The following is a 26791-nucleotide window of genomic DNA, read 5'->3' on the forward strand; positions in this document are numbered from 1 at the left end:
GGCACGCTCTCTTTTGAAGAACCCAAATTCACGAACGTTACGCGCAATTCGGATCATGTCCAGTGGGACAACCGTTCTCCGCGGGGCGACATCGGCGACCACCCCCATTCGGGGACCCTGCCGTGACGGTCTGGTGAACAGCGCATGAAGCACCCTCCGCCGACGCACAGGGCGCTCCTAGGCTCGGCGTGGCCCCCGCAACACCCACTGAACAGAAGGAAGCAGGAATCGTGTCCAGACTCCATCGTCTGCGCCGCCGCCCGGTCGCCTCGGCCGGGCTGGCGCTGCTCGGCGCGGCGACCCTCGTCGGAGCCGGTGTCCTCACCGTCGCCCCCGCATCGGCGTTCCCCGCCCATGGGACGTCCGACCACTCCACACGGACCCAGACCCCGATCAAGCACCTCGTCGTGATCTTCAACGAGAACGTCTCGTTCGACCACTACTTCGGCACCTACCCGAAGGCGGCCAACACCGACGGCACGACGTTCACGGCGGCCCCGGGCACCCCGAAGGCGAACACGCTCGTCACCAGCGGCACTCTCACCAGCAACCCGAACCTGTACCCGCCGTCGCGGCTGAGCCCGGCGCAGGCGCTCACCTGCGACCAGGACCACGCCTACGCCGCCGAACAGGCCGCGGTGGACAACGGCAAGATGGACCAGTTCGTCCAGAAGACCTCCACCGATAGCTGCGCCGGCGCGTTCGGCAAGCCGGGCCTGGTCATGGACTACTACGACGGCAACACCGTCACCGGGCTGTGGAACTACGCGCAGAACTACGCGATGAGCGACAACATGTGGGACACCACGTTCGGCCCGTCGACCCCCGGCGCGCTCAACCTGATCTCGGGTCAGACCCACGGCGGCACCGCCTACGACCCGAAGACCGGGGCGGTCCTCCCGGCCTCCACGTCGGTCGTGTCGAAGAACGCCGCGGGCGTCGGCACCGTGATCGGCGACCCCGACCCGGTCTACGACGACTGCTCGGGCAGCGACCACACCTCCACCTCGGCACTGGTCGGCATGGCCGGCAAGAACGTCGGCGACCTGCTCAACGCGCACGGCGTCAGCTGGGGCTGGTTCCAGGGCGGCTTCACGCCGACCACCGCGTGGAACGGCCAGGCCGGCAGCTACGCCAAGTGCGACGCGACCACCACGAACATCGGTGGCGCGACGCCGAAGGACTACTCGCCGCACCACAACCCGTTCGCGTACTACAAGTCCACGTCGAACCCGCACCACCTGCCGCCGATCTCGACCCAGGCGATCGGTCACACCGACCAGGCCAACCACCAGTACGACCTGACCTCGTTCGACAAGGCGCTCGCGGCGAACAACCTGCCCGCCGTCTCGTTCCTGAAGGCCCCGGAGGCCCAGGACGGCCACGCCGGCTACTCCGACCCGCTGGACGAGCAGAAGTTCCTCGTCAACGAGATCAACGCCCTCCAGAAGTCCAAGGACTGGAAGAGCACCGCTGTCGTCGTCACCTACGACGACTCGGACGGCTGGTACGACCACGTCGCGCCGACCGTCGCCAACGGCTCGAACGACCCGGCCGTCGACTCCGCGGTCTGCACCGGCGTGACGACGATCGCCGGCGGCTACGCCGACCGCTGCGGCCCGAGCCAGCGCCTGCCGTTCCTCGTGGTCTCGCCGTGGGCCGCTCAGAACAAGGTCGACCACACCGCGATCGAGCAGACCAGCCCGCTGAAGTTCATCGAGGACAACTGGGGCACCGGCCGGATCGGCGACGCGTCGTTCGACGCCCGCGCCGGCTCGCTGAACGGCCTGTTCGACTGGAAGCACCCGCAGCGGCGCCAAGTGCTGCTCGACCCTGCCTCCGGCTCCGTCACCCAGGTCGTGCCCACGCACGACCACGACGACGACCGCGACGGCGACGACAACCACTAGCGGCCGAGTACGCACATAATCGGTCGGAAACCGCCGAGTACGCAGACAATCTGCGTACTCGGCGGTTTCATTCGGGGCGGGAGGTCAGGAACTCGTCGAGCGAGAGCGGCCGGCGGCCGGTGACGCGCTCGACATCGCCGCTCGGGCCGGCGAACTCCCCGGCGGCGATCGCGGTGTACGTGGACACCCAGGCGTCGTACTGCCACTGCGGGGCGTCCCACTTCTTGCGCGAGGCGTAGGCCTCCTCGATCGTCTCATCGTGGAACGAGACGGCTCGGCCGAGGTGGGCCGTCAGCTTCTCTGCGACCTGCGCCATCGTCAGGTCCTCCGGTCCGGTGAGGTCGTAGGTGACGTTCCGGTGCCGCTCGGGGCTCAGGAGCGCGGTCGCGGCCACCCGGGCGACGTCCGCGCGCGCGACCATGGCCGCCTTGCCGTGCCCGGCCGGCCCGCGGATCACTCCGTCGTCGCCGACCATGAACTCCACGAAGTCCAGATAGAGGTCGTCGCGCAGGAAGGTGTACGCCATCCCGGTCGCCTTGATCCGTTCCTCGGTGGCGTAGTGATCGCGGGCGAGAGTGAAGGTCGCGTCGGGCGCGGCCCCGAAGAACGACGTGTAGACGATGTGCCGCACGCCGGCGTCGGCCGCGGCGTCCACGAACGCGAAGTGCTCGAGGAGCCGCTGCTCGTTCTCGGCCGCCGAGACCATGAGGACGGTGTCGACGCCCTCCAGCGCGGCACGCACCGAGTCGCCGTCGGCGTACGTGGAGGCGACCACCTCGGCGTCGGGGAAGCGCGGGGCGCGCTCCGGCGAGCGCGCGAGCATGCGGAAGCGGACGCCGGCCTCCGCGAGTTCGGACGCCGCAAGGCGGCCGACCGTGCCCGTGACTCCTGTGACTGCGATGGTCATGGTGTGCTCCTCCCCACCCGTGTCCCCACATGATCGGTCAGGGGACGCCGCCGCGTCCAGCGTGCCTCGGCTCCCGCGCTTGACCCCCGACTGGCTCACCGAACTCCAGCCCCCGTCGAGCCCGTCTCCTGACCCGCCGCAATCCGTTCCGGAGTTGTGTACGTCCAGGCGCGGCGTGTCGCGTGCACAACTCCGGAGCCAGCTGTTGCGGGAGGTGGGACCCGGCCGCCGCACGCCGATGACAGGGCGGCGGCCGGGAGTTGGGGGGCGGCCGCTAGAGGCCGCGGGCTAGGCGGTAGTAGGCGGCGTTCCAGTCGAGCTCACGGGAGAAGGCGCGGAGCGTCGTGGTCTCGTCGATGATGAGCAGCTCGGTGCGGGCCATGCGGGCGAAGTCCTCGAACGCCTGGATGCCGACCGCGGTGCTCATCACGGTGTGGTGGGCGGCGCCGGCCTCCAGCCACGCAGTCGCCGAGGTGGTGAAGTCGGGGGCCGGCTTCCACACCGCGCGGCCGACTGGGAGCTTCGGCAGCGGCGCGGTCGGCTCGACGACCTCCACGACGTTGGCGACGAGCCGGAACCGGTCGCGCATGTCCGACAGGGCCACGACCACGGCGGGGCCGGGGTCGGCGGTGAAGACCAGTCGGACCGGGTCGTCCTTGCCGCCGATTCCGAGCGGGTGCACCTCCAGGGTAGGCTTCGCGCTGGTCAGCGACGGCGAGACCTCCAGCATGTGCGCGCCCAGGATGCGCTCGCCGCCGGGGGTGAGGTCGTAGGTGTAGTCCTCCATCAGAGAGGCGCCGCCGGGGAGGCCGGCGCCCATGACGTTCGCCGCGCGGACCAGGATGGCCGTCTTCCAGTCGCCCTCGGCGCCGAAGCCGTAGCCCTCCGCCATCAGCCGCTGCACGGCGAGGCCGGGGAGCTGCTTCAGCGCGCCGAGGTCCTCGAAGCTGGTGGTGAAGGCGCCGAAGCCGCCCTCCTCCAGGAACGACCGCAACCCGAGCTCGATCGCGGCCCCGTCGCGCAGCGACTGGTGCCGCTCACCGCCGCGGCGGAGCTCGGGGACGACGTCGTAGAGGTCCTCGTACTCGGCGACCAGCGCGTCGACGGCGTCCTCGGAGGCGGCGGCGACCGCGTCGGCCAGCTCGTTCACGCCCCAGGTGTTGACCTGCACACCGAAGCGCAGCTCGGCCTCGGTCTTGTCGCCCTCCGTCACCGCGACGAAGCGCATGTTGTCGCCGAAGCGCGCGAGCTTCAGGGAGCGGGTGGCCGCGTGGCCGGCGGCGGCGCGCGTCCAGGTGCCGATGCGCTGCGTCACCGCGGGGTCGCTGACGTGGCCGACGACGGTGGTGCGCGGGACGCCGAGGCGGGTCTGGATGTAGCCGAACTCGCGGTCGCCGTGCGCGGCCTGGTTGAGGTTCATGAAGTCGAAGTCGATCTCGGCCCACGGCAGCTCGACGTTCGCCTGGGTGTGGAAGTGCAGCAGCGGCTTCTGGAGGGCGTCGAGGCCGGCGATCCACATCTTGGCGGGGCTGAAGGTGTGCATCCAGGCGACCAGGCCGATCACGGCGTCGTCGGCGTTGGCCTCCAGCGCGATGCGGCGGATGGCGTCGGAGTCGGTCAGCACCGGCTTCCAGACGACGCGAACCGGCACGTCGGCGGACGCGCCCAGCCGGTCGGCGATCGCGCGGGACTGCTCGGCGACCTGCGCGAGCGTCTCCGGTCCGTAGAGGTGCTGGCTGCCGGTGAGGAACCAGACCTCGTAGTGGTCGAGGGAGGTCGTGAGCTTCGGCATCAGGCGAGAGATCCTTCCGGGTTCTGTCCGTAGACGTTCTGGTAGCGGTCGAAGAGGCTGTCGATCGCCTCCTGCGGGATCGGGACGAGCGGGCCGCCCTGCCGCGCGATGTGGACGGTGCGGGCGACGTCCTCGGCCATGACCGCGGCCTTCACGGCGTCTCTCGCGTCGCGGCCGATCGTGAAGACGCCGTGGTTCTGCATGAGGACCGCGCGGCTGCGGTGGCCCTCCAGCGTAGCGACGATGCCGCGGCCGATGGAGTCGTCGCCGATGATCGCGAACGGCCCGACCGGGATCTCGCCGCCGAACTCGTCGGCCATCGCGGTGATGACGCACGGGATCGGCTCGGCGCGGGCGGCCCAGGCAGTGGCGTAGGTGGAGTGGGTGTGCACCACGCCGCCGACCTCGGGCAGGTGGCGGTAGACGTAGGCGTGCGCGGCGGTGTCCGAGGACGGGGACCGGTCGGATCCGACCGAGCCGGGGACGACCTCCCCGTCGAGGGTGCAGAGGATCATGTTCTCCGGCGCGAGGTCGTCGTAGTCGACGCCGCTCGGCTTGATGACGAAGAGGTCCTCGCCGGGGACCCGGCCTGAGACGTTGCCACCGGTCCAGACGACGAGGCCGTAGCGGACAAGCTCGGCGTGGAGGGCGGCCACCTGCTCGCGGGTGCGACGGGTGGCGTCGGACTCGGGTGCGGAAGGGGTCTCGGCGGTCATCGGGCGGCTCCCTTCAGAGCGATGGAGGCGACGGCGGCGCGCTCGGCCGCCAGTCCGTCGTGGTAGCGGGCCAGGTACGCCGCGAATCCCGCCACGTCGCCCGGGTGGGGGTTCACCGTCTCGAAGGCGAAGCCTCCGAACACGTCGCGGTCGAGGTAGACGCTCAGCGACGTTCCCTCGCGGGCCGCCCGGAGGTACGCGGCGAGCACCGCGACGCCCCACGCGCCGCCCTCCGACGCGGTGTCGGCGACGGACACCGGCGCGTCCAGCGCCCCGGCGAGGAAGCGCTGCGCGACGCCGGCCGTGCGGAACATCCCGCCGTGCGCGAACATCCGGTCGAGAGCGGCTCCCTCCGCGTGCAGGACGCGCATCCCGAGGGCGAGCGTCCCGAACACGCCGTAGAGCTGCGCGCGGGCGAAATTGGCGAGCGTGAGCCGGCTGTCCGGGGTGCGGACGACGAGCGGGCGGCCCTCGTCCAGGCCCGTGATCGGCTCGCCGGCCAGGTAGTTGTAGGCGAGGAGGCCGCCCGCGTCGGGCTCGCCGTCGAGCGCCTCCCGGAACAGCGTCTCGAACACCGCATCGGCGGCGACCGGCGCGCCGGCGGCCTCCGCGAACCTCCCGAACAGCCCGGCCCACGCCGACAGCTCGCTCGCCCCGTTGTTGCAGTGCACCATCGCGACGGCGTCGCCGGCGGGAGTGGTGACCAGGTCCAGCTCGTGGTGCGCCTCGGCGAGCGGCCGCTCCAGGACCACCATCGCGAAGATGCTCGTGCCCGCGCTGACGTTGCCGGTGCGTGGGGCCACCGAGGCGGTGGCGACCATGCCGGTGCCGGCGTCGCCCTCCGGCGGGCAGAGCGGGATGCCGGGCTGGAGCTCGCCCGAGGGGTCGAGGAGGAGGGCGCCGGCGGGGGTGAGCTCACCGGCGGCCTCGCCGGCGACGAGGACGTCGGGCAGAAGGTCCCGGAGCGCCGGCAGCGTGGCCCTGTCCCGCACGAGGTCGTCGTAGCGGGCGACCAGCTCCGTGTCGTAGGTCTTCGTGGCCGGGTCGATCGGGAACATCCCGGACGCGTCGCCGACGCCGAGCACGCGGCGCCCGGTGAGGCGTTCGTGGACGTGGCCGGCGAGCGTGGTGATCGAGTGCAGCCGCTCCAGGTGCGGCTCGGCGTCGAGGACGGCCTGGTGGAGGTGGGCGATCGACCAGCGCAGCGGGATGTTGACGCCGAACAGCGCGCTGAGCTCGGCGCTCGCCGGGCCGGTCGTGGTGTTGCGCCAGGTGCGGAACGGGACCAGCAGCTCCCCCGCGGCGTCGAATGCGAGGTAGCCGTGCATCATCGCGGAGACGCCGATGGCGCCGAAGGTCCGCGGGCGGACGCCGTGGCGCGCCTCCGCGTCCGCGACGAGCGCGGCATAGGCGGCCTGGAGGCCGGACCAGACGGCGTCGAGGGAGTAGGTCCAGACCCGATCGGCGAAGACGTTCTCCCAGTCGTGGGAGCCGACGGCGAGGACGGTCGCGGGGTCGTCGGCGTCGACAAGGCAGGCCTTGATCCGGGTCGAGCCGAGCTCGATGCCGAGGGCCGTGCGTCCGGCGACGAGGGCGTCGCGGTGGGTGTTCATCGTTCTCTCACTCTGTTGTGACCGGTCACATTGCGTCGTAAAAGTCTCCCCCGCACCCACGCCCCCTGTCAAGCCGCCTCCGCCGGCGCCCGCATTCGTGCCGAATCGCGGCTCTCACCCGCGCAAACGCGACATTCGTCACGAATCGCGTCGTGCGCATTCGTCACGAATCGCGGGTTTGGTGGGGGCAAACGCGACATTCGTTACGAATGTCGGAGGGTGTCAAGCCGAGTCGCGGATCACCAGCACCGGCGCGACGGGGGCGTCGAAGGCGAGCTCGCGGCCTTCGATGAGCGCGACCAGACGCGCGACGCCGCGGCGACCCAGCTCGGCGAAGTCCTGCCGCACGGTCGTCAGCGGCGGCGCGAAGTACGCGGCCTCCGGGATGTCGTCGAAGCCCACGACTGCGAGGTACTCGGGCACCAGGCGCCCCCGCTCCCGCGCCGCGTGCAGCAGCCCGAGCGCCATCTGGTCGTTCGAGGAGAACACCGCCGTCAGGTCCGGGTCGGCGAGCAGCTCCGCACCGATCGCCGCTCCCGAGGCGGCGGTCCAATCGCCGTCGCGGGAGACAAGCGGGTCCAGCCCGGCGGCAGCCAGTTCGGCGAGGTAGCCGTCGCGGCGCGCCCGCGCCTCCGACCAGTCGCCGGGACCGCTGAGGTGCGCGATCCGCGTGTGACCACGCGCGATCAGGTGGCGGGTGGCCAGCCGCGCGCCCTCCACCTGGTCGACGAAGACGCCCTCGTCGCCCGCGACCCCGGCGCCGTGCAGGGTGACCGACGGGACCGCCAGCGAGAACGCGGCCATGGCCTCCTGCACCGCCCGCTGCGGAGCGATGACGATGACGCCTTCGACGGACTGCGCCCCGAGGTGGTCGACGGCCGCGCCGAGGTCCGCGGGATCGAGGGAGGCCGCGTGCGCGACGGTCACGAAGTAGCCCGCGTCGCGCGCGGCCTGCTCGACGGCGTCGATGCTGGAGGCCGGGCCGAACAGGGAGGACGCCGACGACGCCAGCACGCCGATGGTCCGCGAACGGGCGGTGGTGAGCATGCGCGCGGCCCGGTTGGGCCGGAAGTTGAGGTCGGCCATCGCCGCCAGCACCCGCTCGCGCGTTCCCGGCCGGATGCTCGGATGGTCGTTGAGCACGCGCGAGACCGTCTGCCGCGAGACGCCCGCCGCGGCCGCGACCTCCCGCACGCCCGGTGCTCGTCCGCTCTCACTCACATCCACACCCTAGTGGGCGGCCTGGCCGCCTCGAGGGGCACGCCGTCGTCGCTTCCGGGGCGGGAAGCGCGAAGGACGTTCCCCTCGGGAGGATGCGGTCCGGGATCCTACGGTGGCTACGCCACGACGGCGAAGCCGCCCGTCCACGAGACGCGCTCGGCGGCGGCGAGCGTGATCTGCAGGAAGCCGAGGGCCTCCAGCTCGCGGGCGCGGCTGAGGGCGCCGGCGTCGACCGCGTTCAGGCCGCCCGCGCGGACGAGCGCGGCGAGCTCCGCCTTGGCGTCGTCATCGTCACCGGCGATCAGCACCGTGGTCGTGTGCGATCCGTTGGTGCCGGAGGCGAGCGTGGCGGCGAAGGTCGTGTTGAAGGCCTTGAGCACGCGCGACTCGGGCAGGGCGGCGGCGATCGTCGCTGCGGCGGACGAGTCGGCCGGGACGGTCAGGCCGTCGAAGGTCGCGAAGTCGACCGGGTTGGTGATGTCGACCACGGTCTTCCCCGCCAGCTGGTCGCCGTAGGTGGCGAGGACCGCGTCGACCTCCGGGTACGGAACAGCCAGCACCACGATCGAGCCCTCGACCGCTCCGCCTGCGCGGCCCAGGTACTCGACCGTGCTGCCGCCCGCGGCCAGGACGCCGCCGATCGCCTTCGCCATGTTGCCGTTCCCGATGATGCTGACCGTGGTCATGAGTTCTCCTTCTCGAGTCCCGCGTCCACTTTTGTTGACGCTTCAACTAAAAGATACCCCCAATTACTTGAAGCGTCAAGTATTGCGATACAATGCTAAGCATGACGACGAACGAGGAGCTCGCCGGTCGCGAACGCGACGCCTGGCTGGGCCTCGTCGCGCTCACGCAGCTTCTGCCCCCCGTGCTCGACGGGCAGCTCGCCCGCGACGCCGCAGCGACGCACTACGAGTACTTCGTGCTCTCCCGCCTCGCTGAGGAGCCGAACCGGCGGATGCGCCTCAGCGCCCTCGCGACGGCGACGAACGCTTCGGTCTCCCGCCTCAGCCACGTGATCACCCGGCTGGAGGCCCGCGACCTGGTCAGGCGGATGCCCTGCGAGGAGGACGGGCGCGCGACGAACGCCGTCCTCACCGACGCCGGCGTGGCGATGGTGGCGGACGCCGCGCCCGGGCATCTGGAGACCGTGCGCGACCGCATCCTCGGCGCGCTCCGGCCCGAGCAGGTGGAGCAGCTGGCGGATATCTCCGCCGCGCTCGTCGGCGCGATCGACCCCGCGCGGCGCCCCTCCGACGCCTGCGCCGCCATCGTGGAGGCCGCGGAGGGCGCACGCGCGAGCGCGTAGCGCATCGAAGGCCGCCGAGGCGCTCAGTCGATGAGGTCGAGGGCAGCGAGACGGTCGAGGACGACATGGCCCGCAGGCGGGCACCGCCCGGCGTCGGCCGTCGTCACCCAGTGCACCGCGTCCACCTCGCCGGACGCCCGCGGCTCGGCCGCGGTCTCCGCCCGGAAGACGCGCATGTGCACCTGCCGGCCGTCCGGCTCGCCGTGGGCCTGCGTCCGCACCTCGAACAGCTCGGCCAGCGCGTCCGCGTCCAACGCGAGCGCGACCTCCTCCTCGGCCTCCCGTGCCGCCGCCTCGGCCGCCGACTCGCCGGGGTCGATCTTCCCGCCTGGCAGGTAGTAGACGTCCCGGCCGCGGGAGGTCACCATCAGCACTCGCCGGTCGCGCACCACCGCGACGGCCGACACCAGCAGCGGAGCGAGCGTCATGACTCGACCAGCTGCTTGAGCTGCCGGAGTCCCTTCTCGAAGTCCGGGCCGATCAGCTTGTCCAGGTTGAAGAAGCGGCTGAAGAACGTCCGCGCGCTCTCCATCCGCCAGATGACGCGCGTACGGTCGCCCTCCGGCGTCAGCAGGAAGCGCACGTGGCTGCTCGAGCGGAACGGCCGCGTGAAGTCGAGCGCGACGCCGACGCCGTCGGCCTGCACCGACTCGATCCGCATCCGGCCGGCGCCCGCCTTGCGGTTGCCGCTCCAGGCGTAGGTGGAGCCGACCGCGCCCGGCTCGCCCGTGTACTCGCGCTTGAGCGCGGGGTCCATGCCCTCCCACGGCGACCACTCCACCCAGCGCGGCAGCTCCGCGAGGTAGGGCAGCAGCTCCTCTGGCGTGGTCTGGATGGTGTCGGTGCGCTCCACGACGATGGTTCCGGCCATGCGCACACCTTAGCGGCATGGCATGATCGGGCTGTGACCGGGCGAACGATGCTCCTCGACAGCGCTTCCCTCTACTTCCGCGGGTTCTACGGCGTCCCCGACACGGTCCGCGCGCCGGACGGCACCCCGGTGAACGCGATCCGCGGCTTCCTCGACATCATCGCGAAGCTCGTCACCGACTTCGGCCCCGAGTCGCTGGTGGCGTGCTGGGACGACGACTGGCGGCCGCGCTGGCGCGTCGACCTCATCCCCAGCTACAAGGCGCATCGAGTCGCACAGGAGGTCCCGGGCGGGGTCGACGTGGAGGAGGTGCCTGCCGAGCTCGTCGCGCAGGTGCCGGTGATCCGGGAGGTGCTGGACGCGCTCGGCATCGCGATCGTGGGGGCGGCGCAGCACGAGGCGGACGACGTGATCGGAACGCTCGCCACCATCACCCCGGGGCCGGTGGATGTCGTCACCGGCGACCGGGACCTGTTCCAGCTCGTGGACGACGAGCACGACGTGCGGGTGATCTACACGGCACGCGGGATGAGCAACCTCGAGGTGCTGACGGACCCGGCGGTCGTGGCCAAGTACGGAATCCATGCCCGCCAGTACGCGGATTTCGCGGTCATGCGCGGCGACTCGTCGGACGGCCTGCCCGGCGTGGCGGGCGTCGGCGAGAAGACGGCGAGCGCACTGCTCGCCGAGCACGGCGACCTGACCGGGATCGAGGCGGCCGCCGCCGATCCGGCGAGCGGGATGAAGCCGGCACTCCGCGCCCGATTCGCCGCGGCCGTCGACTATCTCGCGGTCGCCCCGAAGGTCGTGGCGGTCGTCCGCGATCTCCCGCTCAACGACATCGAGGCGCGCCTGCGGACGCCCGGCGACGAACAGCGCGCGGCCCTGGCGGAGCTCGGCGAGCGTTGGGCGCTGGGCGGCTCGCTCGACCGCTGCCTCGCCGCGCTGACCGCCGCCGCCCACTGAACCGCCCCGCAGGCAGCCGCCGAGTACGCGGATTATCTGCGTACTCGAGCGTTTTTGCCTTACTTCTTGCGTACTCGACGGTTAGGCGGTGGGGTCGAAGCGCCAGAGTTCGCGCTGGGCGAGGAGGGCGAGCTCGCGGAGCACGTCGAGGTCGCTCTCCGACTCGGCGGGCTGCCGCGGGGAACGGCCGAAGACGCACATCGCGCCGATGCGGGTGCCGTCCGGCGCCTCCACCGGGTACCCCGCGTAGAAGCGGAGGTGCGCGGGCCCCGTGACCAGTGGACTCGACGCGAACCGGTCGTCGCGTTCGGCGTCGGCCACGAACATGCCGTCCGGCGTCTGGAGGGTGTGCAGGCACGCCGAGTGCTCGATCGGGATCTCGGCGGGCGACGCGCCGACCGCCGCGAGCGGCCACTCCACACGGTCGTCGAGCACGGTGAACATGGCGATCTCGGCGCCGAGCGTGCGCTGGGCCGTGCCGACCAGTCCCTCCAGCCGGCCGTCGCGCGTGTGCTCGCCGAGCCGGAGGCGCGCGATCGCCGCGACGCGGTCCCGCGCGGTGGAGGCGTGGTGCGCGGACTCGACCGGATGGCCGATCAGTGCCGGAGCGAGCGCGTCCGTGATCCAGCGCGCCCAGAACAGGTAGTCGGCCGGGCTCCGGTGCCGCCCACCCTCGGGCTTCGGCGACGCGGGCAGCGGGAGGAAGATCGCGCCCGTGTCCGCGCAGGCCTGCGTCGCCGCGTGGTTCAACCGCTCGGCGTGCTCCTGCACGACGTCGCGGAACCCGTCGTCGAACGGCGGCAGCGTCCGGATCGGCTGGGCGCCGAGCCAGGCGACCACCCCCGCCCCGCTGCCGCGCACCTCGCGCAGCAGCGCGGCGACGCGGGCGCCCCAGCGCTCCGGCTCGACCATCCGGACCGCGTCCGCGACGGTCGCGCTGAGGATGACGACGTCGTAGCGGCCGGCCTCCGCCGCGTGCACCATCCCTGCCAGCCGGCGCACGCCCGCAGACGGGTGCGCGAGGACATCCACCACGACGCCGCGTCCGGTGGTCGCCGCGATCGCCCGGGCGAGAGCGCCCGGCAGTGCGAGGTCGTGGCTGCCGACGCCCCAGCCGATCACCGGCCCGGAGCCCGCCAGCAGCACGCGGAGGCTCTGCCGGCCGGCGACGAAGGCCTGCGGCGAGTCCGCCGGGCGCGCCAGCCCCTGCCGGACTCCGCCGACACGCAACAGTCTCAGCCGCGCAGCGAACCGCCGCGAGGCGCCGAGCCGGACACCTTCCACTCGGATGACGGTATCCCGCCCCTGCGCTTCACGGCACCCGCGGCTCGCCGGGGCGGCCGCCGTGCCGGGCCGTGGCTGTCGGCGTGTTGAACGGGATGCCGCCCATTCAGCCCCCGTCAACCCCCTGTCCAGATTCCCTCGACACACTTACTGTCTACTGTGCGGGGAGGTCGGGGCTCCGTTGAGCGGAGGAGGGGACCGATGACGATGACGCCAGCGGCGAGGACGGCGGTCGAGGGGTTCCGGCAGGAGACGCGGCTCACGTCCCCGCAATCCCACGGTCCGGGCTACATCGTGCATGCGCTCGGACGCGACTTCCACGTCACCGACGAAATGGCCCGCATCTTCCTCAACCAGGTCGAGCGGGTGGCCGACTCGGACGCCTCGGCGCTCGTGATCCTGCGCCACGCGCACGGCGTCGAGCTGCTGATGATCACGGACGCGACCTCGTTCTCGATCCGCCCGTCGACGGCGGCCGATCGGAGCACGGCGCAGGCGGCCTATCCTCGGATGCGTGGATGAGCTGAGCGACGCGGACTCCCGCGACCGGGAGACCGTCGCCGGGATCCGTGACGCGCTCGCGGCGGCCGTGCGACAGCTGACGGACGCCGGCGCCCGGGACGAGGCGCTCGCGGTGATGGTGCCGCGGCGCCGCACGTTCGGCATCCCGCGCGAGCCGGTCCTGCGCCCGGCAGGGCGGGTCTGGCGGCTCGGCGTGCTGCTGCTCGGCCGCGACGACACGCTCTACGCCACCGGTCAGCTCGTGCGTGCAACGCCGCCCGGCCGGACCCAGTACGTCTCGGTGTCGGCCGAGACCCGGCGCGCGTACCGGGCAGCGGCGGAACGCGGGCACTTCCGCGACGGCGAGACGGTGGACTTCGACGCGCCGGAGATCGAACTGACGGCGCAGGCGTTGCGGGCCTCCACGGGCCCGTTGCTGCTGAGGGACGGCGAGGCGCTCGTGCGCTGGAGCGCGTCGTCGGAGCAGACCGTCGGCTTCAGCGCCTACCTGGCGGAGCGCGTCGAACTGCTGGCGCACCCGCCCCAGGGCGCCTGAAGCGAGCCGGCTCTCACGCCTCGCTGGACGCGCTGTCCGCCTTCTTGCCGGTGACCTCGTCGACCTTGTCCGACGCCTTTCCCACGGCCTCCGTCACCTTGTCGCTGATGTCGGAGGCTGCCCGTCCGGCGAAGTCGCGGACGCCCTCCTTCACCTGCTTCACCTGGTCGGATCCGGAGATCCCCTGCCACTTGTTCCGCATGTTCTCGTACGCGCCGCGGCCCGCGCGGGTGCCGACCACGAAGCCGACGGCGACGCCTGCCAGAAAGATGATGACCTTCATGGGCTGCACCGTACGCGCGCGACGCCGACGGCGCCAGGAGCAGAATGGGCGGGTGAGGCCAACGACGCTCGATGGCGAAGGGGCGGTGGCGCGCTTCGAGCGCGCGACGGCCGCGTGGTCCGAGCGGGCCGGCGCCACCCCGGTCCCCGTGCCGCCGGAGCTCGCCGGGGCGCTGCTGGTGGAGGGGGCGAGCGACCGCGCCGCGTGCCGGGAGGCCTCCCGGCTGCTCGGGGTCGACCCGGCCGCCGCGGGCGTGGCGATCCTCCCGATGGGCGGCGCGATGAGCGTGCGCCGGTTCGTCGGCCTGCTCCGCCCGGCGCACCTCCGGCTGCACGGACTCTGCGACGCGGGCGAGGCGGCCTTCTTCGAGCGCGCGGGACTGGGTGAGGGCGCCGTGTCGGTGTGCCGGCCCGACCTGGAGGGCGAGCTGCTGCGGGCACTCGGCGCCGAGCGGGCGGAGGCCGTGCTCGCGCGCGAGGGCGACCTGGGGCTGTTCCGCACGTTCCAGCGGCAGCCGGCGCAGCGCGAACGGCCCGTGCTCGCCCAGCTGCACCGGTTCCTGGGAACGACCTCCGGGCGCAAGGAGCAGTACGGGCGCGTCCTCACCGAGGAGCTGGCGCCGGCGGAGCTGCCCACGCCGCTGCGGGAGGCCGTCGAGCGGGCCGTCGGCGCCTAAGCTGGGCCGCATGCCCGCCTCCCCCGAACTGATCGACCGTCTCGCCCTCCTGTTCGCCGCACGCGACCGGGAGAACATGGCGCCGACCATCGACGCCTTCCTCGGGGTGCTCGCCGAGTATCCCGACGACCCGCACGTGCTGTACGAGGTGGGCGGCTCCTACGACACGGCGGGCGAGGAGGAGACCGCCGCCGGCTACTACGAGCGCGCGCTCGCGGCGGGGCTGGAGGGCGACACGCTCCGCAAATGCCTGCTGCAGTACGGCAGCACCCTGCGCAACCTCGGGCGCTTCGACGAGTCGCTGCGGGCGCTCGACCGGGCGCTGGCGGCGTTCCCGGAGTCCGAGTCGGTGCGGGTCTGGCACGCGCTCTCGCTGCACGCCGCAGGACGCAGCGACGGCGCCGTCGCGGAGCTGATGGAGCTCGCGGCCGACCGCATCCGCACCCCTGACCTGCTGCGCTACGAGGCCGCCGTACGCGGCAACGCCGAGTACCTGCGCGAGCTCGACGCCGCCCGCTGACCAACCCGCGAGTACGCGAATTGTCTGCGGACTCGAGGGCTTTCGCCTGATTTTGCGCGTACTCGCGTGTTTCAGGCCAGGAGGGCGGCGATGACGAGCAGCACGGGGACGGCGAAGAGGGTGGTCAGCAGCACGATGTCCCGCGCCACCGGCATCCCGCGCTCGTAGCGGGCGGCGAAGTTGTAGACGTTCTGCGCTGTCGGCAGGGCGGCGAGCGCCACAGCCGCGAACAGCGCGTGACCCTCGAGGCCGAACGCGAACCGCGCCACGGCGAACGCGATCAGCGGCATCCCGACCGACTTGAGTACCACGGCGGTCGCGATCTCCGCCCGTCCGTGACCCGCCTGCAGCGGACGCGACCCGTGCAGCGACATCCCGAACGCCATCAGCACGAGCGGCACCGCGGCGCCGCCGAGCAGCTCGAACGGCTGGTAGACGGCGGCCGGAATGGGGATGTGGAGCACGTCCACAAGGATGCCGAGCAGCGACGCGATGATCATCGGGTTGCGCACCGGCTGGGTCAGGATCGACCGCACCGACACCGACCCGCGGCTGGTGACGTCCAGCACGGTGAGGGCGATCGGAGCGAACACGATGAGCTGGAGCAGCAGCACCGGCGCCACGTACGATGCGCTGCCGAGCACGTACACCGCCACCGGGAGGCCGATGTTGTTCGCGTTCACGTAGCCGGCGCCGAGCGTGCCGATCGTCGTCTCGGCCGCCGGCCGCCGGAAGAACAGCCGCGACAGCAGCAGGAAGAGCCCCGCGGCGGCGACCGCGGCGATGGCCGCGACGACGAGCTGGGTCGAGAACACCACCTTCAGGTCGGCGTGCGCGAGCGTCACGAACAGCAGCGCCGGGTTGGTGACGAAGAACGCGATCCGGTTGAGCACGTACGGCGCGGTGGGGCCGCCGACCCGGAACCGACCGGCGAGGTAGCCGACCAGGATGACGAAAGCGATGATCCCGAACCCGGTCAGCACTCCAGCCATCGCGTCGGCGTCTCCTCTCGTCTCCCCTGGACGATCATGTCAGGAAGACGATCCTGTCAAAGATTCGCGCCGGTCGCGGGGGCCCGCGCGCCGCCGCGCCGCGATCAGCACCCCGATCCCGGTGCCGAGCAGCGCCCCGAGGGTGTTGGCGATCACGTCGTTCACGGTCCCCAACCGCGCGGGCAGCAGGAAGTGCTGGGTGAGTTCGATGGCGATGCTGCAGAGAAGGCCGGCGAGCGGGGCGACCCACCAGCGCCGGAGGCCGACGATCAGCACGATGAGCACGGCGGGCGGCACGAAGAACGCCACGTTGGCCGTGAACTCGATCGCGTCGTACGCGTCGATCGCCCGGACGCCGACGGACGCCACCGCGCCCAGGAGCCGGAACAGCAGCGGATCGAGGGGCCGGTCGACCGGCGTCGGCCACAGACCGACGGCGGCCACGAATCCGGTGTACGCCAGGAGACCGACGATCGCGCGGTGTCGTGGTCTGCGGTCGGCGGGCATCGCTCCAGGGTAGAGCGGCCCCATCCGGGATTCCTGTGTGTCAGACCTCAGGTTCCGCTGAGGACGTGGGGCTTCCGGTGACGGGCCTAGCCGCGCCGCACCCGGTCGCCGCGCGCCACTCGCACCGCTACCGCGACCATGATCACGAGGATCCCCGCGGCGAGCGCCGTGACCGCCACCACCGCGCTCGGGAGGGCGCCCACGACGCGCGAGACCGCGATCCACACCAGGCCCCACGCGGACGCGAGCGCGGGGGCGAGCCGGCCGCGGTCCCACACTGCGAGCGCACACGCCGCCGCGGCGAGCGCCACCAGGGCCGCCATCGCCCAGATCTCCGGCGGCAACCCCCACCCGGTGAAGCCGGCGGTCTGCAGCCACGCCGCCGCGTTCGCCGCCGTCGCGACCATCACCCAGCCCAGGGAGAGGCCGACCGTCCCGTCGAGGAGGACGGCGTCCGCCGTCGTGCCGCCGGGCTCGTGCCGCAACCGCACGAACCCCACCGCCAGCACGGCGAGCAGGACGACGATCAGCGGCACGCTCAGCGCGAGCAGCCCCGCCTGCACCGACAGGATCCAGGCGGCGTTCAGGAGCAGCGAGGCGATGATCCAGAAGCCCACGGCCCGCTGTCTGCGGCGGGCGGCCTGCGAGGGCATCGCCTGCCAGATCGCGTAGCCGGCCAGTCCCAGGTAGATCGGGGCCCAGATGGCGAACGCGGGGCCGGCCGGGGCGAGGAGCGTGGCGTCGGGGCCGAGCGCCCCTGCGTCCACCTGGGGAATGGGGCGCCCCCCGGCCAGCCCGGAGCCGTACACGGCACTGCCCAGGGCGACGACAGTCGCGGCGATCACTCCGCTCTGCCGGATGCGGTCGGAGGCGGTCGGGTGCGTCACACCGAGCGGCAGCCTTCGGGTCAGGCTGGTCATGGCCTGGAATTTAGACCGAAAACAGGAAAAGCGGTATCCCTCGCGGTTCCGAGCGTTCTAGCTTTTCGGGAGCCGCCGTGACGCGATCACGACGGTCCCGTCGAGGTCGTCGTCGGACACGACGTGCGCCGCGAGGCCCGCAGCCTCGAACAACGCGGCCGTGCGCGCCGCCTGCTCGACACTGGTCTCGATGACGATCGAGCCCCGGGGCGCGAGCCACTCCGGGCCCTCGGCGGCGATCCGGCGGTGCAGGTCGAGGCCGTCCGCTCCGCCGTCCAGCGCCGCCGCCGGCTCGTACAGGCGTGCCTCCGGCGGCATCAGCCCGATGGCGTCGGTCGGGACGTACGGCGCGTTCACGGCGATCACGGCGAGCGCGCCCTTCAGCCCGGCAGGCACCGGAGCGAACAGGTCTCCCTCGAACACGCGGGCGGGATCGAGGTTCGCCCGAGCCGCACGCACGGCGGCGGGGTCGACGTCGGCCGCGTACACGACGACGCCGGGCACGCGCGCGGCGATGACCGCGCCGATCGCGCCTGCCCCGCAGCACAGGTCGAGTACCGCGTCGCCCGGCCGGGTCAACGCGGCCGCCTCCCGCGCGAGCAGCTCGGTGCGGCGGCGCGGGACGAAGACACCTGCGTCCACGCGGACGCGCAGACCGCCGAACTCGGCGAAGCCGAGCAGCGGCTCCAGCGGCTCGCCCGCGACGCGGCGGGCGACCAGGGCCTCCAGCTCCGCCGGTGACGTGGCGGCCTCGAGGAGCAGCGCGGCCTCCTCCTCGGCGAAGACGCAGCCCGCGGCCCGCAGCCGGCGGACGACGTCCTCCTCCTCATCGCGCGCACTCACCGGGCCATGCTAGCCGGGGCGCGCCGCGGCTCACGTGTCCTCCGCGTTGCCGACGACCCCGAGGATCGCCACCGTGGCCTCCCGGACGGAACCGCCTTCGCGCGCGAGCGCAACCCCCCTGCCGGAGCCTTGACCGCCCGTCGTTCGGCACGTATTGATGGGATATGAAGAGGATCCACTACGCGAGCGGCTCGCTGCTCACCGGCGACGCGATTGCGGATGTGCTGGTGAAGTACGCGGCCGCGCTTGCGCTCAACACGGCGGCGGCCGAGGTGCGCGCGCCGGCGGTCCTCGAGTCCGGTGAGGTGGGCGAGGCCGTGCTGTTGCTCGGCCCGGCCAGTCAGATCCTCGCGGAGACCGAGAGCTTCCCCGGCCCCGAGTTGCGCGACGACGACTTCGTCAGCGAACTCGACGTCCGTATCAAGGCGCTCGGCCCGCGCAGGGCCACCTTCGTCAAGCTCGGCACGGAGGGCGTGGACGACCTCGATATGGACCTGTTGTGATGCGTGTAGCCGACACACTGCGACCGGGTGCTAGCCGATCCCGATACAGTTTCTGCACTGGCAGAACAGCGCTGGGCGCGTACTATCTGGCGGGAAGAGCAACTCCGGGGAGTAGGACATGCAGGTGTTCCACGTCTACATCGACGAGCTGAGGTTCACGTTCGTCGATCGCGAGCCTGTCGAAGAGCTGAAGCGGCGGGTGATCCAGGCGAGCCGGAGCGAAGGCGATTTCGTGGCCATCACGCAGTCCAGCCGCCCGCCGAGCGAGATCTTCGTGACGAGTCAGACCCGCATACGCATCGAGACGGCCAGCATTCCCCGAGAACCGGCCACGGCGTCCGACCACGAAGAGGACGACTCCTTCTGGTTCGACTTCGACTCGCTGACCTGAGAGCCGCTGGGCCACGCAGGATGCGCGCCACGCGCGCGCACTATAGCCCGACTTCGCGTCTTCCAGTATCGTCGCGGGCATGACCATTCCTGAGGACGAGAACAAGCCGCAGCCTCCCGAGGGCGGCACTCCAGCCGGCGCCGTCCCGCCGGTCCCCGAATCCCCCGAGCCCGTCACCGGCCCGGAGCTCACGCCGTCCGAGCCCGAAGCGCCCGCGTCCGAGGTGCCTCCGGCGCCTCCCGCGCCGCCCGTGACCCCGCCGCCTGCCGAGTCGGCCGGCGGTTTCCCGCCCGCGCCGCCGCCCGGGGCGTTCCCGTCGTACGCGGCCGCGCCTCCGCAGCCCGTCGCCGCGCCGACCCACATCCCGACCACCGTCAACACGGCGTTCTGGCTGTACATCGCGAGCGCGGTGCTCAGCGTGATCAGCGGCATCATCACCGTCAGCACCGTCGGCGGGGATCACGCGGCCATCGTCCGGCAGCTCCAGAACTCCGGGGCCGACCTGCACGGCCAGAACATCGACACCGTGGCCAGCGCGGCCCTCGGCGTCGCCATCGGTTTCTCGGTCGTCACGCTGATCTTCTGGGCCGTCACGTTCGTGCTGTTCGCCTTCTTCATGCGCCGCGGAGCGAACTGGGCGCGGATCGTGCTCACCGTCCTGACCGCGCTGTCGCTGCTCAACATCCTGAACGGCTTCGGCACAGGCGCCCTGCAGGTGGTGCTCTCGATCGTCGCGCTCGTCCTGATCTGGCTGCGGCCGTCGTCCGAGTGGTTCGCGGCCGTCAAGGCGTCGAAGGCGCCCCGCGCGTAAGGTTCGTCGTCGAAGGGGTCCGCGGCCGTCCGGTCGCGGACCCCTTCGCCGTTCCTCCCCCTGACGACTGCGGCGCCACGGCGTACCGTGCGGGCTGAAGGACGAGAGGAGCACACCATGCCCGGACGGGAGAACTCGCTGAAGGACCAGGAGCTCTACGAGAAGCTGCGAGACGAGGGCAACTCGAAGGAGAAGTCCGCGCGCATCTCGAATGCGGCCGCCGCGCGCGGCCGGAAGTCCGTCGGCCGCAAGGGCGGCGAGTCCGGCTCGTACGACGACTGGACGGTGACGGAGTTGAAGAAGCGCGCGAAGGAGCTCGGCCTCAGCGGCTACTCGAAGAAGACCAAGTCCGAGTTGGTCGAGGAGCTGCGCGACCACTGAGCGGCGCGGCCACTGAGCCGCACGACCACTGAGCCGCTCGACCACTGACGGGCGCGTCACGCGTACACTCGCGCCATGAACCTGCGCGACGTGGCCGCGGACCTGTACGGGGTCGAGCCCGCGGAGTTCGTCAGCGCGCGGGCCTCCGCCGCCGCGGGCGCCGACCGCGAGCTCGCGAAGAGCATCAAGGCGCTGAGGAAGCCGACGGCGTCGGCCGCCGCGGTCAACGCACTGACCCGCCGCGACCCCGACCTGGTCGAGCGCATCCTGCAGCTCGGCGACCGGATGCGGGACGCGTTCGCCGCCCGTGACCGGGACTCCATCCGCGACCTGACCCGGGAGCGCCAGCGCCTGCTGCAGCGCGCCCTGCGCGACCTGGGCACCAGCGCGGCGGTCGGCCGAGAGGTCGAGGAGACCCTCCAGGCCGCGGTCGTGGACCCGGTCGCCGCCGCGGCGGTGCGGAGCGGGATGCTGGTGCGCGCTCTGGAGTCGACCGGTGTGGAGTCGGTCGACGTGTCCGACGCGGTCGCGCTGCCGCTGGACGAGGAGGCACTCGCCGCCGCGGCGGAGCGGAGTGCTGCGCCGACCGCCGTGGCTCCGGCCCCACCGGAGAAGAAGGTTACGCCGGCGAAGAAGGCCGCGCCGCCGGAGAAGGCCGCGCCGCCGGAGAAGGCCGGCCCGTCGAAGAAGGCCGCCGCGTCGAAGACGCAGAAAGCCGCCAGCCCGGAGACGGCCGGCGATGCCGAGGACACGGGCCGCCGATCCGAGACGGCGAGCGAGCGCCGCGAGCGCGAACGCACGATCCGCGCGGCCGAGCGCGTCCTCGAACGCGCGCGTGCCGACGCCGAGGCCCTCGACGACGAACTGGACGCGGAGGTCGACCGCCGTGCCGACCTGCAGGCCGAGCTCGACGCGCTCGAGCGCCGTCTCCAGCGCACCGAATCCGAGCTGACCGAGTCGAAGGCCGCCGAGCGCGCGCTGCGGAGGCGCATTCCCGAGCTGCAGCGGGCCGTGCGAGACGCCGAGCGCGCACTGGACGACGCCCGCGGCGAGTGATCAGCCCGGAAGGTGCTGCTGGAGCTCGTCCTCCGCCATCACGACCATGCCGCCGGTGCGCTGCGAGGAGTGCATGAGCGCCTCCAGCCAGTGCGGGTTGATCGCGGGAGGCCGGCTGCCGGCGAACTGGAAGGCGAGCGGGATCTCACGGCTGATCCACAGCGAGACGCGCCCCGAACCCTGGTCGACGGGGACGTCCCAGTTGAGGAGGAAACTCTCGTGGCGACGGAGTTTTGCGACGATCGCGAGCTTGACGTGACTCAGCACGCGGTCGTCGAGGTCATATTCCTGACCCGCGCCGTAGAGCAGTTTTCCCATAGTTGCCATAGTGCCTCAGAACGGGGCCGCGGTGCTGGGCGAATAAAGGGGATTGACACACCTCTCGAATCCCGATAGACGACGTCAGGTCAGCCGGCCGTCCAGGAACGCCAGCAGGTGCGGGAGGAAGGCGCGCAGCGCGCGGTCGTCCCCACCGGCGGCCAGGACCTCCCCGAGGTAGTCGCCGTGGTTTCCCGGCACGATCAGCAGGCGCGCGTCGGGCAGGAGCGCCGCGACCTCCACGAAGTGCCCGGCCCGGACCACGTCGCGGTCGGCGCCGACCACCAACGTCGGTGCGGTGACCGACGCGACCAGCTCGTCCGGGACGTCCTCGAAGCCGAGCATGAGCGCGCGGTCGAGTTCGAACATCCGCCTGGCATGCTCCGGATCCCGGCTGACGGCGAGGTCGGCCTGCGTGTAGACCGCGGGCAGGTCCTCGAACCGGCCGGCCTCCAGGCCCTCCCAGAAACCGTCGACCATCGCGTCGCGTCGCAGCGGTGCGGAGGCCAGAACCAGCTTGCGCACGAGCGCGGGATGCCGCGCCGCGAGCTGGAACGCCACCTGTCCGCCGTTGCTGAAGCCGAGCACGTCGACCGGGCCGACGTGCAGCTCGGCGAGCACCGCGGCGACATCGTCTGCCGAGTCCTCGAACGACGCTTCGCGGTCGCCGGAGGCCGTCCGGCCGTGACCCTGCAGCTCCACCGCGAGCACCGAGCGGCCGCGCTCCAGGAGCGGCAGCAGCATCCCCCAGTTCGAGTCGATCGTGGAGCCGCCGCCGTGGAGGAGCAGCAGCGGCGGGTGCGGCGAGTCCTCGTCGCCGTGCCATTCGCGATGCAGAGGGATGCGCGTCACAGTGCCTGACGCTACCGCCGGAGAGCGCCGCGCACTACTTCTGCTGACAATCCGGCAAAAGACGTGCGGTGGACGCGGAGAAGTGGTTAGGCTGGTCTGGTTCGCGCGCATCGAATACCAGGCAAGGAGGCCTTCACAGGCATGTCCCAACCACTCGCTGTCGCTGCGCTCGGCTTCTGGCACGTCCACGGGCGCGATTACGCCCGCGACGCCCAGGAGCATCCCGGCACCACGCTCGTCGCCATCTGGGACGACGACCCCGAACGCGGCCGGGAGGCCGCCGAGAAGTTCGGCGTCGAGTTCGTCGCCGACCTCGACGAGCTGCTCGCCCGTGACACCCTCGACGGGGTCACGGTCACCACCTCCACCGACCAGCACGTCGACGTGATCTCGCGCGCGATCGCCGCGGGCAAGCACGTCTTCACCGAGAAGGTGCTCGCGCCGACCGTGGCAGACGCCGACGCACTGGTCGCCGCCGCCGACGCCGCGGGCGTCTCCCTCGTGGTCTCACTCCCGCGCCTCCACCACGGCTACACCGCCGCGATCGAGGAGGTCCTGGACGCCGGCACGCTCGGCGACCTGGCCTACAGCCGGGTGCGCCTCGCGCACGACGGCTGGATCGCCGGCTGGCTGCCCGACCGCTTCGGGAACCTCGCTGAGGCCTACGGCGGCGCCCTCACCGACCTCGGCTGCCACCCGATCTACCTGACCCGGCTCTTCCACCGGAGCGAGCCGCAGCGGATCACCGCGACCTACGCGAGCCTCACCGGCCGGGAGGTCGACGACAACGCCGTGGTCACGGCGGAGTTCGAGGGCGGCCGCATCGGCGTCATCGAGGCGAGCCTCGTCCAGACGCCGGGCGACTTCACGATCGAGCTGCGCGGCACGCAGGGCGCACTCTCCTACGGCGGCGCCGCGGGCGGGCTCTTCCTGAACACCGGCGACGGCTGGCAGGAGCTTCCCGTGCCCGACAACGGACCGGGCGCGTTCGACGAGTGGGTGCGCCGCATCCACGACGGCAGCAGGGCCGACGCGAACCTCGACCACGCGCTCGCGCTCACCCGCGTCGTGGTCGCCGCGAACGCCGCCGCCGCCGAGGGCCACCCGGTCGCGCCCGCGGTGCCCGCCGCGACGCGCTGACCCGCGCCCTCCCATCACACACCACCGCCGCGGGGCACGTGAACGCCCTGCACGGCACTCTTCAGGGGCGTTCCGTGCCCCTCGATCTTGCTTTGGAGACTTCAATGTCCAGTGAAACCGTACGAATCGGACTCATCGGCGCCGGCGGCATCGCCGGGGCCCACGTGGAGGGCTACCTCCGCAACCCCGACGTCATCACCTTCGCGGCCGTGGCCGACCCGGTGCGCGAGAGCGCCGAGAAGCGCGCCGAGGCGGCCGGGGCGGCGATCTACGCCGACTACCGCGTCATGCTCGCCGAGGCGGACATCGACGCCGTCGACATCTGCCTGCCCCACCACCTGCACAAGGACGCGATCGTCGCCGCGGCCCGCGCCGGCAAGCACATCCTCTGCGAGAAGCCGCTCTGCCTGACCCCGGAGGAGGCCGCCGAGGTCTCCGCCGCGGTCGAGGAGGCCGGCGTGACCCTGATGTGCGCGCACAACCAGTTGTTCCTCCCCGCCGTCGCCCGGGCGAAGGAGCTGATCGAGTCCGGCACGATCGGCCGCGTCTACGAGGTGCGGACGACCGACTCGTTCTTCAACGACTTCGACCCGGCCAACATGGGCTGGCGCGCGCACGCGTCGACCTCGGGCGGCGGCGAGCTGATCGACACCGGGTACCACCCGACCTACCTGCTGCTGCATCTGGCAGGAGGCGCCCCGGTGGAGGTCACCGCGATGCTGGCCACGCACCGGCTGTCATTCATGGAGGGTGAGGACTCCGCGACCGTGCTGGTGCGGTTCGACAACGGCGTGATCGGCACCGTCGTCACGAGCTGGGCCTACGAGGCGGCGCCGGGCACCGAGAAGTTCTCGGCCGTCGGCGAGCTCGGCAGCCTCACTTCGGACGGCACGACGCTCACGCTCAAGAAGCGCGGGGAGGCCGCGCCGACCGTGATCGAACTGGAGCCGGTGCACCAGTTCGGCGAGGAGCTGAAGCACTTCGCACGCAGCATCCTCGACGGCACCCGCCCGCTGCACACGCAGAAGGAGGGCATCGAGGTGCTCGGCATCATCCTCGGCGCCTACGAGTCGGTGCGCACCCGCGCCGTCGCGGCGATCCCCGCCCTGTCCCCCGCCGGCTGACCACCCACCGAGTACGCACTGAATCAGCCGGAGACAGCCGAGTACGCAGACTATTCGCGTACTCGGCTGTTTGCGGCTTCGGTAGGGTCGGGGGGTGGATGCTTTCCCGGTGCGGGTGCCGCTCGACGGGCACGACGGGGTCGTGCTGCGGCGGCTGGAGGAGGACGACTGGCCTGTCGAACTGATGCTCGCCCGGGTCGAGGACGTGCCGACCTGGACCATGTATCCGGCCGACCTGGACGAGGACGGCGCCCGGCTGCGCGCCCAGCGCAACGTGCGCGCGACCGACGCCCGCCATGGCATCCGGTACGTGGTCGACGAGGGCGGCGACGCGCTCGGGACGGTCGGCTTCGGGAAGTCGGAGGACGGCTTCGAGGTCTTCTACGCCCTTCGCCCCGACGCGCGCGGCCGCGGGCTCGTGACGAGCGCCGTCGCCGCGCTCTCCGCGTGGCTCGGCGCCCAGGGCGAGCGCGTCGTATGGCTTAGCACGCTGGACGGGAACGCCGCCAGCGAGGCTGTCGCGCTGCGCTGCGGCTTCACGCCCTTCCGCTCCGGGACGCACGTCGACGGCCGCTCGCTGACGGTCTGGACCCGCCGACTGGAGTAGCGAATACTTCGATGATTGACACGAAATCTATTTCATTTCAACAGGCTCACACCTGTTCCCAAATGGCGGCCCTTGGGGTTAAAGTGACGCATGAGCACTCCGAGGACGGGGCGCCCGACCGGCGGTCAGGAACATCCGCGACACGATGACTTCGTCGCGGTGCCCTACCTGCGCCAAGGGCAACTCATCTCTCTGATCCGCTGGAGCCAGGTGAACGGCGAATGGCGGTACACCACCATGCTCGCTCAGTACCTGCACCGCGACGAGGAGAGCTGGTATCTCGTGATCAACGGCCAGCGCGCCAAGATCAGCCGAGCGGAGTGGGCCATCTTCAACTGAGCCGGCGGCGCGTGCGCGCGCGTCTACTCAGTTGCGCCGCCAATCGTCGGCCTGCAGGTGCGAGCCGGCCTGCGGGCCCATCTGCAGCATCCCGCCGTCGACCGCCCACGACGCGCCCGTGACGTAGGACGCGGCGGGCGAGGCGAGGAAGGCGATCACGGCCGCGACCTCCTCCGGGGCGCCGGGCCGGCCGAGCGGCACGCCGGGACGGTGGACCTGCCGCGCGTCGACGTCCTCCGCGTCGTTCATCGGGGTGGCGATCTCGCCAGGAGCGACCGCGTTGCAGGTGATGCCGTACTCGCCGAGCTCGAGGGCGAGCGTCTTGAGGAGGCCGCCGAGCCCGTGCTTGGCGGCGTCGTAGGCGGCGGAGCCGACCCGCGGCTGGTGCTCGTGCACGCTGGTCACACCGATGATCCGGCCGCCGCGACCGGCGTCGACCATCCGGCGGGCGATCCGCTGGATGCAGGCGAACGGGCCGTCCAGATCGGCAAGCAGTGTCGTGCGCCAGGTGTCCCAGTCGGTGTCGAAGAACGCCGGGCCGCCGTTCACGCCCGCGTTGTTCACGAAGACGTCGCAGCCGCCGAGCCGGTCGGCGAGCGCGTCGACCACGTCGGCGCAGGCGGGCGCGTCCGTCGTGTCGAGCCGCGTGACTTCGGCCCTCCGGCCCTCGGCGCGGACCAGGCGCGCCGTCTCGGCCGCACCCTCCTCGTCGGAGTGCCAGGTCACGCCGACGTCCATCCCGGCGCGGGCCAGCGCGACCGCCGTCGCCCTCCCGATGCCGGAGTCGGAGCCGGTCACGATGGCGGTGCGCGGGTCGGTCAGTTCCGGAGAGGTCATGCCCCGCACCCTGCCCCCGCCTCGGGCGCACGGCAAGGGGATGAG

The 26791-nt window shown here is 72.0% G+C and carries 33 protein-coding genes; 16 read left to right on the plus strand and 17 right to left on the minus strand.

Annotated elements, in window-relative coordinates:
• Window positions 1–230: 230 nt before the first annotated feature.
• A complete protein-coding gene (locus AC1ROW_RS10670; protein ID WP_493018861.1) occupies window positions 231–1910 on the plus strand; it encodes a phospholipase C in 1680 nt (559 codons plus the stop codon).
• A 67-nt stretch (window positions 1911–1977) separates the two neighbouring features.
• On the opposite strand, the gene AC1ROW_RS10675 is transcribed toward AC1ROW_RS10670, so the two are convergent.
• From AC1ROW_RS10675 to AC1ROW_RS10700, 6 genes are all read right to left on the minus strand, one after another.
• On the minus strand, window positions 1978–2817 hold the full coding sequence (locus tag AC1ROW_RS10675; RefSeq protein ID WP_493018862.1) for an SDR family oxidoreductase: 840 nt from the start codon (window positions 2815–2817) through the stop codon (window positions 1978–1980).
• A 274-nt stretch (window positions 2818–3091) separates the two neighbouring features.
• The gene (gene araA / locus AC1ROW_RS10680) at window positions 3092–4609 is read right to left on the minus strand and encodes an L-arabinose isomerase (RefSeq protein ID WP_493018863.1); all 1518 of its coding nucleotides are present in this window, start codon (window positions 4607–4609) and stop codon (window positions 3092–3094) included.
• Window positions 4609–5325, minus strand: coding sequence for an L-ribulose-5-phosphate 4-epimerase (locus AC1ROW_RS10685; RefSeq protein ID WP_493018864.1), 717 nt, complete (start codon window positions 5323–5325; stop codon window positions 4609–4611). Before AC1ROW_RS10685 ends, araA begins: the two co-directional genes overlap by 1 nt.
• On the minus strand, window positions 5322–6938 hold the full coding sequence (locus AC1ROW_RS10690) for a xylulokinase (protein ID WP_493018865.1): 1617 nt from the start codon (window positions 6936–6938) through the stop codon (window positions 5322–5324). Before AC1ROW_RS10690 ends, AC1ROW_RS10685 begins: the two co-directional genes overlap by 4 nt.
• Before the next feature lie 222 nt (window positions 6939–7160).
• Window positions 7161–8159 carry a LacI family DNA-binding transcriptional regulator gene (locus tag AC1ROW_RS10695; RefSeq protein WP_493018866.1) on the minus strand — a complete coding sequence of 333 codons (999 nt, stop codon included), beginning with the start codon at window positions 8157–8159 and terminating at the stop codon, window positions 7161–7163.
• A 116-nt stretch (window positions 8160–8275) separates the two neighbouring features.
• Window positions 8276–8845: an NADPH-dependent F420 reductase gene (locus AC1ROW_RS10700; protein ID WP_493018867.1), complete on the minus strand. Its 570-nt coding sequence runs from the start codon at window positions 8843–8845 to the stop codon at window positions 8276–8278.
• A 101-nt stretch (window positions 8846–8946) separates the two neighbouring features.
• Here AC1ROW_RS10700 and AC1ROW_RS10705 point away from each other — a divergent pair, with 101 nt between their 5' ends.
• Window positions 8947–9468 carry a MarR family winged helix-turn-helix transcriptional regulator gene (locus tag AC1ROW_RS10705; RefSeq protein WP_493018868.1) on the plus strand — a complete coding sequence of 174 codons (522 nt, stop codon included), beginning with the start codon at window positions 8947–8949 and terminating at the stop codon, window positions 9466–9468.
• A 23-nt stretch (window positions 9469–9491) separates the two neighbouring features.
• Here AC1ROW_RS10705 and AC1ROW_RS10710 read toward each other — a convergent pair whose 3' ends face one another.
• Window positions 9492–9896 (minus strand): NUDIX domain-containing protein, encoded by a 405-nt coding sequence (locus AC1ROW_RS10710; protein WP_493018869.1) that lies wholly within the window; start codon window positions 9894–9896, stop codon window positions 9492–9494.
• Window positions 9893–10339: an SRPBCC family protein gene (locus AC1ROW_RS10715; protein ID WP_493018870.1), complete on the minus strand. Its 447-nt coding sequence runs from the start codon at window positions 10337–10339 to the stop codon at window positions 9893–9895. The genes AC1ROW_RS10710 and AC1ROW_RS10715 overlap by 4 nt, the downstream gene beginning before the upstream one ends.
• 48 nt (window positions 10340–10387) lie before the next feature.
• On the opposite strand from AC1ROW_RS10715, the gene AC1ROW_RS10720 reads away from it, so the two are divergent.
• The gene (locus AC1ROW_RS10720; RefSeq protein ID WP_493019019.1) at window positions 10388–11305 is read left to right on the plus strand and encodes a 5'-3' exonuclease; all 918 of its coding nucleotides are present in this window, start codon (window positions 10388–10390) and stop codon (window positions 11303–11305) included.
• Window positions 11306–11386: 81 nt separating this feature from the next.
• Here the strand turns inward: AC1ROW_RS10720 and AC1ROW_RS10725 are convergent, their stop codons facing one another.
• Window positions 11387–12589 carry a GDSL-type esterase/lipase family protein gene (locus tag AC1ROW_RS10725; protein ID WP_493018871.1) on the minus strand — a complete coding sequence of 401 codons (1203 nt, stop codon included), beginning with the start codon at window positions 12587–12589 and terminating at the stop codon, window positions 11387–11389.
• 201 nt (window positions 12590–12790) lie between these two features.
• Between AC1ROW_RS10725 and AC1ROW_RS10730 the strand changes: the two genes are divergently transcribed.
• Together AC1ROW_RS10730 and AC1ROW_RS10735 are read left to right on the plus strand one after the other, a co-directional pair.
• Complete coding sequence (locus AC1ROW_RS10730) at window positions 12791–13111, plus strand: TetR family transcriptional regulator (protein WP_493018872.1); 321 nt, start codon at window positions 12791–12793, stop codon at window positions 13109–13111.
• Window positions 13104–13646 (plus strand): hypothetical protein, encoded by a 543-nt coding sequence (locus AC1ROW_RS10735; RefSeq protein ID WP_493018873.1) that lies wholly within the window; start codon window positions 13104–13106, stop codon window positions 13644–13646. The genes AC1ROW_RS10730 and AC1ROW_RS10735 overlap by 8 nt, the downstream gene beginning before the upstream one ends.
• Before the next feature lie 13 nt (window positions 13647–13659).
• Here the strand turns inward: AC1ROW_RS10735 and AC1ROW_RS10740 are convergent, their stop codons facing one another.
• Window positions 13660–13929: a hypothetical protein gene (locus tag AC1ROW_RS10740; protein WP_493018874.1), complete on the minus strand. Its 270-nt coding sequence runs from the start codon at window positions 13927–13929 to the stop codon at window positions 13660–13662.
• A 52-nt stretch (window positions 13930–13981) separates the two neighbouring features.
• On the opposite strand from AC1ROW_RS10740, the gene AC1ROW_RS10745 reads away from it, so the two are divergent.
• Together AC1ROW_RS10745 and AC1ROW_RS10750 are read left to right on the plus strand one after the other, a co-directional pair.
• Window positions 13982–14605 (plus strand): TOPRIM nucleotidyl transferase/hydrolase domain-containing protein, encoded by a 624-nt coding sequence (locus AC1ROW_RS10745; protein WP_493018875.1) that lies wholly within the window; start codon window positions 13982–13984, stop codon window positions 14603–14605.
• Window positions 14606–14615: 10 nt separating this feature from the next.
• Window positions 14616–15125, plus strand: a complete 510-nt coding sequence (locus AC1ROW_RS10750) for a tetratricopeptide repeat protein (RefSeq protein ID WP_493018876.1) — start codon at window positions 14616–14618, stop codon at window positions 15123–15125.
• Between the two features lie 71 nt (window positions 15126–15196).
• On the opposite strand, the gene AC1ROW_RS10755 is transcribed toward AC1ROW_RS10750, so the two are convergent.
• From AC1ROW_RS10755 to AC1ROW_RS10770, 4 genes are all read right to left on the minus strand, one after another.
• Entirely contained in the window at window positions 15197–16117 is a 921-nt protein-coding gene (locus tag AC1ROW_RS10755) for an AEC family transporter (RefSeq protein ID WP_493018877.1), read from the minus strand.
• Between the two features lie 39 nt (window positions 16118–16156).
• Window positions 16157–16624, minus strand: coding sequence for a VanZ family protein (locus AC1ROW_RS10760; protein WP_493018878.1), 468 nt, complete (start codon window positions 16622–16624; stop codon window positions 16157–16159).
• 86 nt (window positions 16625–16710) lie between these two features.
• The gene (locus AC1ROW_RS10765) at window positions 16711–17544 is read right to left on the minus strand and encodes a TspO-related membrane protein (protein WP_493018879.1); all 834 of its coding nucleotides are present in this window, start codon (window positions 17542–17544) and stop codon (window positions 16711–16713) included.
• A gap of 57 nt (window positions 17545–17601) precedes the next feature.
• Window positions 17602–18387, minus strand: coding sequence for a putative protein N(5)-glutamine methyltransferase (locus AC1ROW_RS10770; protein WP_493018880.1), 786 nt, complete (start codon window positions 18385–18387; stop codon window positions 17602–17604).
• A gap of 164 nt (window positions 18388–18551) precedes the next feature.
• Here AC1ROW_RS10770 and AC1ROW_RS10775 point away from each other — a divergent pair, with 164 nt between their 5' ends.
• The 5 genes from AC1ROW_RS10775 (at window position 18552) to AC1ROW_RS10795 (ending at window position 21529) form a co-directional block, all read left to right on the plus strand.
• Window positions 18552–18890 (plus strand): hypothetical protein, encoded by a 339-nt coding sequence (locus tag AC1ROW_RS10775; protein WP_493018881.1) that lies wholly within the window; start codon window positions 18552–18554, stop codon window positions 18888–18890.
• Window positions 18891–19008: 118 nt separating this feature from the next.
• Window positions 19009–19281, plus strand: coding sequence for a hypothetical protein (locus tag AC1ROW_RS10780; RefSeq protein ID WP_493018882.1), 273 nt, complete (start codon window positions 19009–19011; stop codon window positions 19279–19281).
• Between the two features lie 79 nt (window positions 19282–19360).
• The gene (locus tag AC1ROW_RS10785; RefSeq protein ID WP_493018883.1) at window positions 19361–20092 is read left to right on the plus strand and encodes a hypothetical protein; all 732 of its coding nucleotides are present in this window, start codon (window positions 19361–19363) and stop codon (window positions 20090–20092) included.
• A gap of 117 nt (window positions 20093–20209) precedes the next feature.
• Window positions 20210–20473 (plus strand): DUF7218 family protein, encoded by a 264-nt coding sequence (locus tag AC1ROW_RS10790; protein WP_493018884.1) that lies wholly within the window; start codon window positions 20210–20212, stop codon window positions 20471–20473.
• 75 nt (window positions 20474–20548) lie between these two features.
• A complete protein-coding gene (locus AC1ROW_RS10795; RefSeq protein WP_493018885.1) occupies window positions 20549–21529 on the plus strand; it encodes a hypothetical protein in 981 nt (326 codons plus the stop codon).
• On the opposite strand, the gene AC1ROW_RS10800 is transcribed toward AC1ROW_RS10795, so the two are convergent.
• Both AC1ROW_RS10800 and AC1ROW_RS10805 read right to left on the minus strand, forming a co-directional pair.
• Window positions 21530–21847, minus strand: coding sequence for a DUF7882 family protein (locus AC1ROW_RS10800; protein WP_493018886.1), 318 nt, complete (start codon window positions 21845–21847; stop codon window positions 21530–21532).
• 84 nt (window positions 21848–21931) lie between these two features.
• Window positions 21932–22699, minus strand: coding sequence for an alpha/beta fold hydrolase (locus tag AC1ROW_RS10805; RefSeq protein ID WP_493018887.1), 768 nt, complete (start codon window positions 22697–22699; stop codon window positions 21932–21934).
• Between the two features lie 141 nt (window positions 22700–22840).
• On the opposite strand from AC1ROW_RS10805, the gene AC1ROW_RS10810 reads away from it, so the two are divergent.
• The 4 genes from AC1ROW_RS10810 to AC1ROW_RS10825 all read left to right on the plus strand — a co-directional run bounded on the left by AC1ROW_RS10810 (window position 22841) and on the right by AC1ROW_RS10825 (window position 25909).
• Entirely contained in the window at window positions 22841–23839 is a 999-nt protein-coding gene (locus tag AC1ROW_RS10810; RefSeq protein ID WP_493018888.1) for a Gfo/Idh/MocA family protein, read from the plus strand.
• Window positions 23840–23943: 104 nt separating this feature from the next.
• Window positions 23944–24963, plus strand: coding sequence for a Gfo/Idh/MocA family protein (locus AC1ROW_RS10815; RefSeq protein WP_493018889.1), 1020 nt, complete (start codon window positions 23944–23946; stop codon window positions 24961–24963).
• A gap of 94 nt (window positions 24964–25057) precedes the next feature.
• On the plus strand, window positions 25058–25570 hold the full coding sequence (locus tag AC1ROW_RS10820) for a GNAT family N-acetyltransferase (protein ID WP_493018890.1): 513 nt from the start codon (window positions 25058–25060) through the stop codon (window positions 25568–25570).
• Window positions 25571–25660: 90 nt separating this feature from the next.
• Complete coding sequence (locus tag AC1ROW_RS10825) at window positions 25661–25909, plus strand: hypothetical protein (RefSeq protein ID WP_493018891.1); 249 nt, start codon at window positions 25661–25663, stop codon at window positions 25907–25909.
• A gap of 27 nt (window positions 25910–25936) precedes the next feature.
• Here AC1ROW_RS10825 and AC1ROW_RS10830 read toward each other — a convergent pair whose 3' ends face one another.
• Complete coding sequence (locus AC1ROW_RS10830) at window positions 25937–26746, minus strand: SDR family oxidoreductase (RefSeq protein WP_493018892.1); 810 nt, start codon at window positions 26744–26746, stop codon at window positions 25937–25939.
• Window positions 26747–26791: the final 45 nt, after the last annotated feature.

This window comes from Leifsonia sp. GW821-FHT13C09 (assembly GCF_058806435.1).